Below are 13015 nucleotides of genomic sequence, written 5' to 3'. Positions count from 1 at the left end.
GGCATCCGGCGAAGAAAACTAGGCGTTATTTCACCCTATTAAACAAACACGAAAAACCTTGCCTTTCCAGCGGAATCAGCGGCTTTTCATAAAAAAAAGCCCAGCGGATTAATCCGCCGGACTTTCTTTTTACCCGGTCCACTCGGGTTATGCTCCCAAAATAACATCCCATACCGGCTTCGTATGCCCGCCAGGATACAGGATGTACAGCAGCACGTAAACCACAACACCGGTGATGGCTGTGACAAACCAAATACTTGCCGTAACCCGGCCCCATTTCCGGTGCTTCGCAAACCTTTCCCGGAATGCCAGAACCAGCGTTGTAATCCCGAATACCGCGGCAACCGTCGCCAGAACGATATGGAAGATCAGGAAGATCTGATAGTAGATCTTCATTTCATCCGAGCCGCCCCATGAGGTGTTGCCGACAAAGGCCGTTCTGGACACGTAAATAATGAAAAACAGCAGCGCTGCGATCGCGCCCCAGATCATCACTTTTTTATGGGCGTCCCGTTTGCCTTGAACGATCAAGGCCCATCCGATGGCCACCAGAATCGCACTGATGACGATGAATGAAGTGCTGATCGTAGGGAACAGCGTATACAAATCCATGAAAATCCTCCTTAACGCTTCGACCAACTCATGCCCGGTTCAAAGAACCGTCAGAAAGATCGGTTGGAATGATATCGTCGTCATCCTCTTTATTTTCGCTCTTGTACCAGCGGAAGAATACCCTCGCCAGCATCGAAGCGAATATAAATTCCTGAATGAACTTCATGACGATGCCGCCCAGTTGTTGGTCGACCTTGGTGCTCAGCCCATAGAAAAAGCTTGGTCCGCCGAAAGTCTGCAGCAGAGCCGACGTATCGCCCGATACGCAGTATCCCATCGCTTTGGCCCACATATTGGGATCGCTGTAGGTCGCATACATCGGATGCGTCGAGAAAATGATCAGGCCGCAAGCAGGCGTCAGCAGCACCATGTTCAGAAAAATAAACCCGATCTTCGCAAGGCCCGATGCCTGGTCTTTCTCCGGCAGCGGATTAATGAGCGTCCACCACATAAGCGCGGCAGCGATGAACAAAACAATATAGTACAGCCGGTGCACCGCAAAATGCAGCATGACATAGTCGTGGATCGCAGGGATATGGTAGAACGAAAACAATCCGTTAAATACGACAGCTGCGACCACCGGCTTGGCCAGAAAACCCAGCTTCTTGAACGGGTTGATCCGGTCAAAAGCACGCCACAGCCAGGTCGGAATCCCCAGCATTATAAGCGGCGTAGCCACCAGGTAAGACAAAGCCATCGATGTCATGTGGAACGTAAACATAATGTGGCCCAGCAGACTCACCGGTCCGCCCTGAGCGAGATACAGGAAGAACATACCGCTGACGAACATGATCTTTTTGCCGATCGATACGGGCTCGGCATCCGCGAACTTCTCACTGAGCGGGCCGATAACAACAAAATATGCGGCCGTTACCAGCAGCATAAACGCCAGAAACAACGGACTGAACAAGGCGGCAAAGCTAAAATATTCTAACCCCAGCATATGAAAACCTCCTCCCGCCGGGCGGAATTTCTGTCGATATTGTGACACCTTGATGCCATTTAAAAAAAGAGGGGGCATCCGGCCCGCCTCTTTTTATTTTACCACCAAACCCAATACAATGCTGTGACGATCGCAGTAAATGCGACAAAGCCGCCACCGCACATGAAGATAATCGGCATCAAATGTCCTTTATCCTTCAAGTGCATCCAGTATCCCAACTGAACCAGTGCCTGCAGCACCGCCATCACGACGAGAAGTATAACCGTGAAGGCGACGTTCACCCCGCCAGCCATAACCGAAGCAAAAGCGATGGCGGTCAGGATAATGGAGAAAATAAATACGATGACATGCTTTTGCGGTCCTTCATGACGATGACCGTGTTTTACCGTATCATCTTGATGCTGTTCAACCGTAGTCATAATCTTAGCCCACCTTTCCAAGCAGGTAAACGACCGAGAAGATGAAGACCCATACGACGTCGATAAAGTGCCAGTACATGGCCGACACGTAAACCTTCGGAGCCGTTACGACCGTTAACCCCTTTTTGTACAGCTGGCCGATCAGAATACCGATCCAGCATACACCGAATGCAACGTGAGCTCCGTGGAAACCGACCAGCGTGTAGAACGCCGAACTGAAGGCACTTGTCGTCATGCCGAATTTCTCGGCGGTGACATACTCGTGGAACTCGTAAATCTCGAGGCCAAGGAAGCCAAGGCCCAGAATAACCGTAATGATCAACCACAATCTGAGTGCAGCTGCTTTATGACGGTGCAACGCCTGTACGGCGAATACACTCGTCAAACTGCTGACAAGCAGGATCAACGTGGCTGCAGCCGTCGTTGGCAGCGAGAAGAGCTCATGGGCTGTCGGGCCGTCATTGGTCTGGTTGCGAAGCGCCAGGAACGTGGCGAACAGGGTACCGAAGAGCACGGACTCTCCGCCAAGGAAGAGCCAGAAGCCAAGCACTTTGTTGCGGCCTTCCAGGGTTGCTTTCTCCGGTTCATGCGGCAATGAGCCGTTTACCGATTCTGCGTGTGCCGATGTCATGCTTTAACCCCCTCTTCTTCCAGTTCTTCCGGTTCGATATGCCAGCCATGATCGTCAAACAGCGAACGAAGCAGCATCGATCCGAACGTAATGACAAGTCCGATAATGACGACGATCCAGTTGTTGAAGATCATGCTCATAAAGGAATTGTTGAATTTCTCACTGCTGAACATCAGTCCGAGACCGGCGATGAAAATACCGACGGACATTACAAAAGGCAAAATCGTTGGCGAAGGCATATGGATGGATCCCAGCGGTTCTGCAGGAGTCATCTCTTTGTTGCCTGCCATTTTTTCTTTCCAGTAAGCGTCAAGTCCGCGTACAAGCGGGATTTGTTTAAAGTTGTACTCAGGAGGCGGCGATGGAATCGCCCATTCGAGCGTACGTCCGTCTTCCCAAGGATCGTTGGCCACGCCTTTTGGCTTGGCGGCAGTAATAAAGCAGTTGAACAAGAACAGCAGAACGCCGACAGCCATCAGGAACGCCCCGACCGTACTTACCAAGTTCAATGTATCGAAGTCCTGGTTAGGCAGATACGTAAAGATACGGCGCTGCATCCCCATGAGTCCGAGGAAATGCTGTACGAAGAATGTCAAATGGAAGCCGATTGCAAAGAACCAGAACGTCCATTTACCAATCGTTTCGTTGAGTACGCGGCCGAACATTTTAGGCCACCAGTAGTGCAGACCCGCAAAGAGACCGAATACCAGACCACCTACGATGACGTAGTGGAAGTGGGCAACGACGAAGTAAGTATCATGGAACTGGTAGTCCGCAGGCGCGGATGCCAGCATGACCCCGGTAACACCACCCATGACGAATGTAGGAACGAAACCAATGGCAAACAGGTTTGCGCTCGTAAAGCGGATCTGTCCGCCCCACATCGTAAAGAGCCAGTTGAAAATCTTGATCCCCGTCGGAACGGCGATCAGCATCGTCGCGATCGAGAACAACGCGTTCGCAATCGGTCCAAGACCGGTTGTGAACATGTGGTGAGCCCAAACCATGAAGCCCAGGAAGGCGATCAGGATGGTCGCGAACACCATCGAGCTGTAACCGAAAAGACGTTTGCGTGCAAAAGTCGGAATAACTTCGGAAATGACCCCGAAAGCAGGCAAAATGAGAATATATACTTCAGGGTGACCAAAGATCCAGAAAATATGCTGCCAAAGAACGGGGTTACCGCCATTGGATACTTCAAAGAAATTCGCTCCCAAAATACGGTCAAATGAGAGCAGTACCAGACCTACCGTAATGGCAGGGAAAGCAAACAGGATCATTGCGGAAGTAATGAAAGATGTCCATGTGAACATCGGCATCCGCATAAAAGACATTCCCGGTGCGCGCATCGTAATGATCGTCGCCAGGAAGTTGATGCCGCCGATCAGTGTACCGAGACCGGCGATCTGGAGACCGACCGTATAGAAGTCGACACCGTGCGTTGTACTGTAAGTTGAAGTCGACAACGGCGTATAGGCCGTCCAGCCGGCGTCAGGCGCGCCGCCCATAATCCAGCTCAGGTTCAGCAGGATTCCGCCGAACAGGAACGTCCAGAAGCCAAGTGCGTTGACGAATGGGAAAGCGACGTCACGGGCGCCGATTTGCAGCGGAATTACCGCATTCATCAATGCAAAGATCACTGGCATGACACCAAGGAAGATCATGGTCGTTCCGTGCATCGTGATCAATTCGTTAAAGGTTTGCGCTGATACTAAATCATTCATAGGCTTAATCAATTGCAGACGGATCAGCAAGGCTTCCACGCCGCCGAATCCGAAGAACAAGCCGCCTGCAAGCAAATACAGGATGGCTATCTTCTTGTGGTCCACGGTGGTGAGCCAGTCCATCAAGCCCGTATGACGCTTGACACTGTGAGCATGAGCCAAGGTTGGTACCCCCTCTTATTCAATCTTGCTGTTACTAGTAATTCAATTTATAGTTGGCCAAGTAATCGGCAATACCATCGATTTGTTCGTCAGTCAGACCGAGATCCTTCGGATTAGGCATTTTGTTGCCTGGCTTAACGGCTTGTGGATCCATGAGCCATTCTTTCAGGTTCTCTTTGACTGGTTTCCCGCCATCTTGGCCTTCGTTCAGCAAGATACCTGCAACCGATTCACGGGAACCGATGCCGGTAAGGTTAGGGCCTACAGGTCCGCCTTGGTCGCCAACAGCATGGCAGGACAAGCATTGTTTCTTGAAGGTTTCTGCCAAAGCCGGATCTTCAGGAAGCACAGCCGGTGCCTTCATAGCAGTTACCCAGTTATTGAAGGAATCTCCGTTAACCGCTTTAACCTTGAATTCCATGAAACCGTGGGAAGGTCCGCAGAGCTCCGCACATTTACCACGGTAAACGCCTTCTTTATCGGCGCTGAAGCTGAATCTGTTAATGGTACCATCCGGGTTGGTATCCATCTTACCCGAGAGCGAAGGAACCCAGAACGAGTGGAGTACATCCGCCGTTTTCAGCTCAAACGCAATCTTCTTCCCAGTCGGAATGACCAGGGTTTGGGCCGTTTTCACACCGTACTGCGGATACTCGAACTCCCACCAGTATTGGTGCGACGTAACCTTAACCTGTACGGCGTCCTTATCATTGTAATGATCGTCACCGAAAGCAAAGATCTGCTGTACGGTAGGAACAGCCAAAATAATAACCAGAACGAGCGGAATCACTGTCCAGATGATTTCCAGCTTGAAGTTGCCTTCAACTTGTTCAGGCACACCGTTCTGCCCTTTTCTTCTGCGGAACTTCACAAGCACGTATGCCGCAATCGCGAAAACGATTACGAGTACCACAATCATGATTGAGATTGCGAGCTTCATCAATCCCAGCTGTTCTTGAGCCACCGGTCCCTGTGGTCTCAGAACCGACAAGTCCTCGCGGCCGCACCCGGCTAAAAGCAGAGAAAATACTGCGAGCAAGGGAAGAAGTCGCTTTACAGCCTGCCACCGTTTCATCATTGATCTACCCCACTTTTTCCATTTTCGCAGGCTCCGCTGAAAGCACATTCAACGGCCATTCACCTGCACTATCACGAATGATTTGCTACTGTCAATTAAAACAATCACCTATTAAATATAAGTTTCCAGTACTATTTTGTCAATGTTTCCAACCTAGTTCACAAATTGTTCGAAAAGTGCCGAAAGTCGCGCCACAAAAGCTTTTGCAATCGTTTTCAGCGGGTTTACATCCCGCTTGCCAGCCCCTTTACGTGCAACCCGGTTCATCCTCCTTCGTATACCCAAGTTTCAACGATTACATTCATTTTTACCTGTTATGGAATTTTTGAATCGTCAAATTCAAACAAAAAAGAACCTGGGGACAGGTTCTTTTTGTCGATCGAAATATGACAAATTGTGGCGAATCCTTCCGGGTCACTGCTGCGTTAATATCAACGGGCCGTCCCGGGTGACGGCAACCGTATGCTCAAACTGCACGCCCCTGCTGCCGTCAGCCGTTTGCACGCTCCAGCCGTCATCATTCCAGAGCACCGCCCCCGAAGGCCCGAGGGTAAAAATCGGCTCGATGGTGATGACCAGCCCTTCAACAATCTTTAGCCCCTCGCGGCGATTCCCAAACGCCGGCACGTCCGGCGGCTCATGCAGCGACCGGCCGATGCCGTGGCCTACCAATGGCTTGACGATGCCGTATCGGCTCCGCCTGGCCACCTTCTCCAACGCATAGCCGATATCTCCGATCGTATTGCCCGCGACGGCCTGCGCGATGCCTTTGTACAGCGCCTTTTCGGTGCGCTTCAACAAACGCTCCAGCGGTTTGCTGACCCTGCCGACAGCATAGCTCCATCCGGAGTCGGCGAGCCAGCCGTCTTTGTTGACCACGATGTCGATGGTGACTACGTCCCCTTCCGCCAAGGGAACCTCGTCGGGAAAGCCGTGGCATACGGTATCGTTCACCGAAGCACATGTGGCGTAAGGATATCCTTTAAACCCCTTCTGTTCAGGAACGGCTCCCTGCCTGGCCAAATATTCCTCAACCCAGTCGTTGATCTGCATTGTCGTTATGCCCGGCGTGATTTTGTCCGCAACTCCCCGATGACAGGACGAAAGGATGCGTCCCGCTTCCTGCATGTATCCGATCTCTTCCCTGCTCTTCAGCGTAATCTCCAAGCGCCGCACGTCCTTTCCGATGCTAAAGAATGATGAATCAGACCGTGGTTTAGTATATGCCCGGAGCCATGCAGGCAGGTACAGGAAATACAAAAAACCGTATCCCGCGGAGATTCCGCGGAATACGGTCATGTTATCAGGCTGTTCTTCAGCTTCATCGTAATCGTGTCCAAATCTTCAACTGCAATTCAATAAGCGATACGCTCGTTACGGCCAGCTTTGTCAGGAAACAGACGAATTCATCCGCCCTAACTCATGTTCCACAACCGAGGTTAATTCCTCTTCGTATCCCCCCATAATATGATATTTCCGGACGTACTCCTTAACAAACTTCTTCGGATCCTTGGGCCGGAAAATTCGTGTCATCTCGCGCAGACTTTCTTTAACTTCATTGTGACCTTTCGTTGCCATGATAGTTCCCTCCCAAAACACTTGAATGGATTGCTCCAGTTTGAGAATGCCGAAAAGACCTTACCTGACATCTGTGAAGTCGTCATTTGCAGTTATAGGTTTGGGCTGAACGCTCCCGGCTGCCGCTAAAGGTATCTGACACTAAGAATACCCTAAGAGGATGTTATTGAATCACTCCCTTCATTGTATCATATTCTAATGCCGAAAACAGCTTTCCAAAAAAATGTAAGGAATTACTTTTTTTCGAGTGCAGTCCTGCCGGATTAAAGCACTTTCCAGACTGCCCGTTTATTTGGATATCGGCATTTCGGGTTAAGTTAATGATACCGGTCAACCATCGCCCGTACCGGAGAACGTTCCAGAAGAGAGGAGCCGGTCCCAATGAATCGTCCCGTTCTGCTGCTATCCTCCCGGCCGCTTCACACGCCTGCCTTCCCCACCTCCTCGCCGGAGCAGGAAGACGTCAGGCCTGAACCGCTTGAAGAGGCACACGCCCAGATCTTGAGGCGTTATCCGAAAATGCGCAGCTTTCTCGTCGTCAGGCACGGCAGGCTTGTTTATGAGCGGTACTATAATGAAGCCGGACCCGGCACCCTGCATGATCTCCGCTCAGCAACAAAGAGCTTCACGTCCACCCTCGCAGGGATTGCCGTGAGCAGACGAGAGTTTCCCAGCCTGGACGAACCGCTGATGCCTTATCTACGGGATTATGCGCGGAAAATGACCGACCCACTCTTAGAGGAGGTGCTGACGCTTCGGCGCCTGCTTACAATGTCGACGGGGTTCCGCTGGCAGACGGGCAAAACGCTCGGCGAACCGTTGATCCACCGATTTCACCGCAGCCGTGCCTGGGCATCATTCGCCCTCTCGCTGCCGGTAGATGCGCATATGGCCGGCGTCTTCCAATATAGAAGCATCGATTCGCACTTGATCTCGGTGCTGATCTCGGAATGCTGCGGCACGGACGCATACAGCTACGCCCGCCAGCATCTGTTCGGTCCGCTCGAGATCGAGTATGCTGCCTGGTCTTCCAGCCCCGAAGCCCATACGATGGGCCATATCGGCTTGTATCTGACCGCCCGTGACATGGCCAAGTTCGGTCTGTGCTGCCTGAATAAAGGCCTGTGGCAGAACCGCCCGGTCATTCCCGAAGCATGGCTTGAACAGGCGCTGACCCGGCAGCTCGACGGTTACCCCGCCTTTGGCGACTACGGATATCAGTGGTGGACAGGCCGGATGTGCGGTCAGCCGTTCAGCTGTGCCCATGGTCATGGCGGGCAGCAAATTTACCTTTTTCCAGAACTGGATGCGGTAGTGGTGTTCACTGCGGACAGCAAGGTCAGCCGCTGGAGAAACCCGCGGTCCCTCCTTCAGCAGCATATTCTCGGCAGCATGGAATGATTAGGCCCGGCGGGATAATCCGCTCCCGGTCCGGGTAACTTAAATGAGAATCAGTTCGTTGAAGGATTTCCTATGGAACGAAGGAGGACTTGTCATGACTAATGAAGATAAACGCATGCTGCCGATTTCCCACGATAAGGTTGAGGTCGACGGCGTATATACCAACGAAGCGGGCAGAGAGGAAGTGCTTCACCGGGGCGACGAGTTCCCGGCTGACCTGATTTTGGGCTCGACGGAGTGGAAGCTGAGCGAATTTACATTCGATAACCATCATGAGGGCCGTACGGACCCGCGCCTGGTTCCCAAAGAAAATGACACCAACAAACGCGAGAAAATCGTCGGCCCGCGGCGACAGTTCGGCCAAGGCGGCCACGGAGGCCAGGCGTGAGAGCAACACCACTCGCTTAATGCTCTCTTTTATTAATGGACAGAGTGGATCACTAAGGGCATCCTGCTACCTGAACCCAGGCGGCCGGGTGCCTTTTTCACTGCTCATAACTTGTCTCCGGGGTTCATATGATAGAAGACAATCCTGCCGTATAGAAGGAGTGGTCTATCTTGTCCCCTTTCAAATCATCCACCGGTCTGCCGGAAAATATGGCCGCCACGCTCTGCTACCTGTTCGCTTTTGTCGGAGGCATCGTCTTCCTTGCCGTTGAGAAGCGCAGCCGTTTCGTCCTCTTTCATGCCTTACAGTCCGTTCTGACTTTTGGCGCGATTATGATCGCCCACATTCTGTCCGGACTGATCCCGCTGATCGGCCCGGTTATTGCCGCCCTGCTGTCCATTCTGACGCTCGTCGTGTGGGTGGTCATGCTGTTTACCTCCCTGCAGGGAAAATGGCTGAAACTCCCCTGGATCGGCGACATCGCGGAAAAGCAGCTGCGGCACCTGTAATATGCCCCTTTGCTATGCTAGCCCTATCAGGAAGACCATTCTCCGAAGCTTATATTTTCTGATATCTAAAACAAAACAGTCTATCGACGCACAATCAAAGGCCCGCCCCGTAAGAACACGGGGCGGGCCTTTTGAACTTCTATTTTATTTAGAGGAATTAGGCGGCATGCTCATTCGGGGCGGCTTCTCCCTTTTCCGCTGAGGAGACCCCGCCTTTAAAACCGTTGAACATCAAATTCAGAACAATCGCCGTCACGCTGCCGGCCACGATGCCGTTATCCACGAGGATGCGGAGATCTTCCGGAATAGCCTTGAACAGATCCGGCACCACGCTGACACCCAGCCCCATACCGACGGAGCAGGCAATGACGAACAGATTTTCAAAGCGGTTCAGGTCAACCTGCCCGCCCAGCATGCGAATGCCGGAGGAGACGACCATCCCGAACAGGGCGACCATCGCCCCGCCGAGCACGGATGTCGGCACCAGCTGGGTCAGCGCCGCAATTTTCGGCACAAACCCGATCACGATCAGCAGACCGCCGGCCACGACGATGACATCGCGCGTTTTGACGCGGCTCATTTGAACCAGACCGACGTTTTGCGAGTACGTGGTGTAGGGGAAGGAATTGAAAATACCGCCGAGCACGATCGCCAAGCCTTCGGCGCGGTACCCGCGGGCCAGGTCTTTGGAGGAAATGTCTTTATCGACAATTTTGCCGAGCGCCATAAAGACGCCCGTGGACTCCGCCACGCTGACGATCGCCACCAGAATCATGGTCAGGATCGAGGAGGCATGGAACGTCGGCGTTCCAAAGTTAAACGGCTTGACTGCATGGAACCAGCCGGCTTCCTTCAGCGGGCCCAAATCTACATGGCCGAAAATTGCCGCGGCGGCCGTTCCGGCGATCAGGCCGATCAGCACCGAGATGGAACGCAGAAATCCGGTAGCAAAACGGTTCATTAAAATGATAAAGATCAATACGCCGAAGCCGAGGCACAAATTCAGCGGACTGCCGAAATCGTCGGCTCCCTGGCCGCCGCCCAGATCGTTCAGCGCGACCGGGATGAGCGTCACCCCGATAATCGTGACAACCGAGCCGGTGACCACCGGCGGGAACAGCTTGATCAGCTTGCCGAATATCCCTGAGAACAGAACAACGAAAATCCCCGACGCGATGATCGCGCCGTAAATGGCCGAGACCCCGTCCTTGAGACCGATGGCGATCATCGGCGATACCGCCTGGAACGCACAGCCCAGCATGACCGGCAGCCCGATGCCGAAGAAACGGTTGCCCCATACCTGAAGCAGTGTAGCCACGCCGCAGGCCAGCAGGTCGATCGAGATCAGGTAGGTTAACTGTTCGGTCGTAAAGTCCAGGGCTCCTCCTACAATTAGGGGTACGAGGACTGCACCGGCGTACATCGCAAGCACATGCTGAATCCCGAGCGAAAAGGTTTTAAGCGGATGGCGTTTGCCTGAAAATTGAGTCGTGTCAGCCTGATGATTCTGTTCCATGCCGGTTTCATTCCTCCCGTGTATTGTTTATAAATGAGCTAGTCTTGATCTGCAAAAGTCACTTTGCCGTCATCCAGCGCTGCCACGCGGACCAGCGACTCGACGCGGTAGCCGGCTTCCTTCAGGAGCCGCCCGCCAGGCTGGAACGCCTTCTCGATCACGATGCCGATTCCGGCAACGGCCGCGCCCGCCTGCTCCACGATCCGGGCCAGTCCAAAGGCCGCTTCGCCGTTCGCCAGAAAGTCGTCGATGATCAGCACCCGGTCCCCCGGCTGGATGAACTTTTTGGCCACCGTAATTTCGTTCGTTTCCTGCTTGGTGAAGGAGTATACTTTTTCCACGAAAATATCGTCACGAAGCGTCAATGACTTCTGCTTTCTTGCAAAGATCATCGGCACTTCCAGCTCCAAGGCGGTCATAATTCCGGGGGCAATCCCGGACGATTCGATCGTAAGCACCCGGTTCACGGCCTCCCCGGCAAACCGGCGCGTAAACTCGCGGCCGACTTCCTTCATCAGAACAGGATCCATCTGATGGTTTAGGAACGAATCCACCTTCAGCACCTGATTGCTGAGCACGATCCCTTCATCCAGCACTTTCTGCTTAAGTAATTGCAACTTGCTTCCCCCTTTGATGACGTTCCATTCCTCTGTAAAAATACAAAAAAAGCCCGTCTCTTCCCCTGCCTTGATCGGCGGAAACAGACGGACTCAGGACAAACTCAAACATTCCGGACAAGCGCCCGAAACATATCGTTCATCCCGTAGTCCGATCATTCCGGTGATCGGGTAGAGACATGCAGGCCGATTCCTGCACATATACGAGAAACCTATATTCATGTATAGACTGATGAAATGACAATGCATGAAGTATAACGCATAATGGGCTGAAAAATAAAGAGGTATTTGATGGACAATTTGAAAACATTTCAGAAACAAATACCAGTTTCAATGTTACAATGCCCTATAGAAAATCTGCTAGAATAGATGCATGACACTCAGGAGGTTTGGTGAAATGAAAGGATTTATTCATGAGTTTAAAGAATTTGCAGTACGCGGCAACGTGATCGATCTGGCCGTCGGGGTCATCATAGGGGGAGCGTTCGGGAAAATCGTCTCCTCGATTGTGAGCGACATTATTATGCCGCCGATCGGGGTGCTTCTTGGCGGTGTGAACTTCTCCGATCTCATTATCCGCCTGACCGGAAAAACCTTGAAGGACGGCAGCAAGGTCACCACACTAGCGGAAGCAAAAGAGGTCGGAGCACCCGTCATTGCTTACGGGCAGTTTCTGAACACGGTGATCGATTTTCTGATTATCTCGTTCTGTATTTTTCTGCTCGTTAAGGGCATCAACTGGATCAAAAACCGGGAGCATGAAAAACCCGAGCCGGAGAAAACGACCAAAGAGTGCCCGTACTGCCTGTCGGAAATTCCTGCAGCAGCTACACGCTGTGCGCACTGCACCTCTGTGTTGGATACCGATCCCGAGCCGCAGCAGGCTTGAGGGGGCCCAGCAGGTAGACAGACCGAGACCGAGCGGACTTGATGGAGAGCTTGCTCTCCTGATGGTTTGCAGGTGTTATATTTTTCTATAAAAAGACCGCCAGCCCCTTTCGGAATTCACTTCCGGAATCAGAGGCCGAGCGGTCCTTTTGGCATCAGCGTGCTGATGACGTTTTTCAAATCACGGTCTTCCGTGTACTTCTCTTTTCCGGTGTCCAGCTCCGTGATCCGAATCGACGTATACCCCGCACCCGGGTCGAGCGGAACAAATTGCAGCTGCTCCCGTTCGGATGCCCTCACGTTATATTTCATGTCCTTAAACATCTGAATAAGCTGATCTTCGGTGGGGTGTCCGTCCTCCCCCGTCCAGATCAAGCCTCGCAGCTGCTTGTTCCCTTCCGGATATTTGACCTCAAACCGTACGATGCATTCCATCAATGCTTCCTCCCTTCTCTGTTCATGATCAAAACGCTATACTTAAAAGCTTATTTTCAGCAGCCTTCTCCAGTCTTGCTACTTTTCCGGTAATCCTACATAATTCAAAAATAT

General features: G+C 52.3%; 15 protein-coding genes and 1 riboswitch. Of the genes, 4 read left to right on the top strand and 11 right to left on the bottom strand.

Translation table 11 applies throughout. The annotated features are described in order from the left end of the window. Positions 1–147 precede the first annotated feature (147 nt). The 8 genes from K2F33_RS09845 to K2F33_RS09810 all read right to left on the bottom strand — a co-directional run bounded on the left by K2F33_RS09845 (position 148) and on the right by K2F33_RS09810 (position 7147). Positions 148–612: a DUF420 domain-containing protein gene (locus K2F33_RS09845; RefSeq protein ID WP_263881549.1), complete on the bottom strand. Its 465-nt coding sequence runs from the start codon at positions 610–612 to the stop codon at positions 148–150. 28 nt (positions 613–640) lie between these two features. After that, a complete protein-coding gene (gene ctaG, locus K2F33_RS09840; protein WP_212969771.1) occupies positions 641–1555 on the bottom strand; it encodes a cytochrome c oxidase assembly factor CtaG in 915 nt (304 codons plus the stop codon). 98 nt (positions 1556–1653) lie between these two features. Continuing rightward, positions 1654–1974, bottom strand: coding sequence for a cytochrome C oxidase subunit IV family protein (locus tag K2F33_RS09835; RefSeq protein WP_116232720.1), 321 nt, complete (start codon positions 1972–1974; stop codon positions 1654–1656). A 4-nt stretch (positions 1975–1978) separates the two neighbouring features. Further along, positions 1979–2605, bottom strand: a complete 627-nt coding sequence (locus K2F33_RS09830) for a cytochrome (ubi)quinol oxidase subunit III (protein ID WP_116232721.1) — start codon at positions 2603–2605, stop codon at positions 1979–1981. After that, positions 2602–4452, bottom strand: a complete 1851-nt coding sequence (gene ctaD / locus K2F33_RS09825; RefSeq protein ID WP_076172975.1) for a cytochrome c oxidase subunit I — start codon at positions 4450–4452, stop codon at positions 2602–2604. Before ctaD ends, K2F33_RS09830 begins: the two co-directional genes overlap by 4 nt. A 73-nt stretch (positions 4453–4525) precedes the next feature. After that, a complete protein-coding gene (gene coxB / locus K2F33_RS09820; protein WP_076172876.1) occupies positions 4526–5569 on the bottom strand; it encodes a cytochrome c oxidase subunit II in 1044 nt (347 codons plus the stop codon). 414 nt (positions 5570–5983) lie between these two features. Continuing rightward, positions 5984–6736, bottom strand: coding sequence for a type I methionyl aminopeptidase (gene map, locus K2F33_RS09815; protein ID WP_263881548.1), 753 nt, complete (start codon positions 6734–6736; stop codon positions 5984–5986). Between the two features lie 222 nt (positions 6737–6958). After that, entirely contained in the window at positions 6959–7147 is a 189-nt protein-coding gene (locus K2F33_RS09810) for a hypothetical protein (protein ID WP_036651115.1), read from the bottom strand. A 381-nt stretch (positions 7148–7528) separates the two neighbouring features. On the opposite strand from K2F33_RS09810, the gene K2F33_RS09805 reads away from it, so the two are divergent. The 3 genes from K2F33_RS09805 (at position 7529) to K2F33_RS09795 (ending at position 9445) form a co-directional block, all read left to right on the top strand. After that, entirely contained in the window at positions 7529–8548 is a 1020-nt protein-coding gene (locus K2F33_RS09805) for a serine hydrolase domain-containing protein (protein ID WP_263881547.1), read from the top strand. Between the two features lie 94 nt (positions 8549–8642). After that, a complete protein-coding gene (locus tag K2F33_RS09800; RefSeq protein ID WP_076172873.1) occupies positions 8643–8936 on the top strand; it encodes a transposase in 294 nt (97 codons plus the stop codon). Between the two features lie 170 nt (positions 8937–9106). Next, complete coding sequence (locus K2F33_RS09795) at positions 9107–9445, top strand: DUF4870 domain-containing protein (RefSeq protein WP_076172872.1); 339 nt, start codon at positions 9107–9109, stop codon at positions 9443–9445. 157 nt (positions 9446–9602) lie between these two features. Here K2F33_RS09795 and K2F33_RS09790 read toward each other — a convergent pair whose 3' ends face one another. Beyond that, on the bottom strand, positions 9603–10961 hold the full coding sequence (locus K2F33_RS09790) for a nucleobase:cation symporter-2 family protein (RefSeq protein WP_263881546.1): 1359 nt from the start codon (positions 10959–10961) through the stop codon (positions 9603–9605). A 38-nt stretch (positions 10962–10999) separates the two neighbouring features. Continuing rightward, positions 11000–11578 carry a xanthine phosphoribosyltransferase gene (locus K2F33_RS09785; protein WP_263881545.1) on the bottom strand — a complete coding sequence of 193 codons (579 nt, stop codon included), beginning with the start codon at positions 11576–11578 and terminating at the stop codon, positions 11000–11002. A 127-nt stretch (positions 11579–11705) separates the two neighbouring features. Then, positions 11706–11805, bottom strand: a riboswitch (purine riboswitch). Positions 11806–11975: 170 nt separating this feature from the next. Between K2F33_RS09785 and mscL the strand changes: the two genes are divergently transcribed. Further along, complete coding sequence (gene mscL, locus K2F33_RS09780; protein ID WP_212969767.1) at positions 11976–12467, top strand: large conductance mechanosensitive channel protein MscL; 492 nt, start codon at positions 11976–11978, stop codon at positions 12465–12467. Positions 12468–12595: 128 nt separating this feature from the next. Here mscL and K2F33_RS09775 read toward each other — a convergent pair whose 3' ends face one another. After that, positions 12596–12901: a hypothetical protein gene (locus tag K2F33_RS09775; RefSeq protein ID WP_076172867.1), complete on the bottom strand. Its 306-nt coding sequence runs from the start codon at positions 12899–12901 to the stop codon at positions 12596–12598. Between the last annotated feature and the right edge of the window lie 114 nt (positions 12902–13015).

Origin of the sequence: Paenibacillus sp. PSB04, assembly GCF_025809195.1 — a bacterium.
Classification (GTDB): domain Bacteria; phylum Bacillota; class Bacilli; order Paenibacillales; family Paenibacillaceae; genus Paenibacillus_AQ; species Paenibacillus_AQ favisporus.
The sequence above is the reverse complement of the archived record's forward strand: the minus strand, read 5'-3'. Positions and strand labels throughout refer to the sequence as shown.

Coding starts and splice junctions, on each gene's coding strand:
- K2F33_RS09790 (WP_263881546.1), bottom strand. CDS start 10,961: ATGGAACAGAATCATCAGGCTGACACGACTCAATTTTCAGGCAAACGC.
- K2F33_RS09830 (WP_116232721.1), bottom strand. CDS start 2,605: ATGACATCGGCACACGCAGAATCGGTAAACGGCTCATTGCCGCATGAA.
- ctaD (WP_076172975.1), bottom strand. CDS start 4,452: ATGGACTGGCTCACCACCGTGGACCACAAGAAGATAGCCATCCTGTAT.
- K2F33_RS09810 (WP_036651115.1), bottom strand. CDS start 7,147: ATGGCAACGAAAGGTCACAATGAAGTTAAAGAAAGTCTGCGCGAGATG.
- mscL (WP_212969767.1), top strand. CDS start 11,976: ATGAAAGGATTTATTCATGAGTTTAAAGAATTTGCAGTACGCGGCAAC.
- K2F33_RS09845 (WP_263881549.1), bottom strand. CDS start 612: ATGGATTTGTATACGCTGTTCCCTACGATCAGCACTTCATTCATCGTC.
- K2F33_RS09775 (WP_076172867.1), bottom strand. CDS start 12,901: ATGGAATGCATCGTACGGTTTGAGGTCAAATATCCGGAAGGGAACAAG.
- K2F33_RS09805 (WP_263881547.1), top strand. CDS start 7,529: ATGAATCGTCCCGTTCTGCTGCTATCCTCCCGGCCGCTTCACACGCCT.
- coxB (WP_076172876.1), bottom strand. CDS start 5,569: ATGATGAAACGGTGGCAGGCTGTAAAGCGACTTCTTCCCTTGCTCGCA.
- K2F33_RS09835 (WP_116232720.1), bottom strand. CDS start 1,974: ATGACTACGGTTGAACAGCATCAAGATGATACGGTAAAACACGGTCAT.
- K2F33_RS09800 (WP_076172873.1), top strand. CDS start 8,643: ATGACTAATGAAGATAAACGCATGCTGCCGATTTCCCACGATAAGGTT.
- ctaG (WP_212969771.1), bottom strand. CDS start 1,555: ATGCTGGGGTTAGAATATTTTAGCTTTGCCGCCTTGTTCAGTCCGTTG.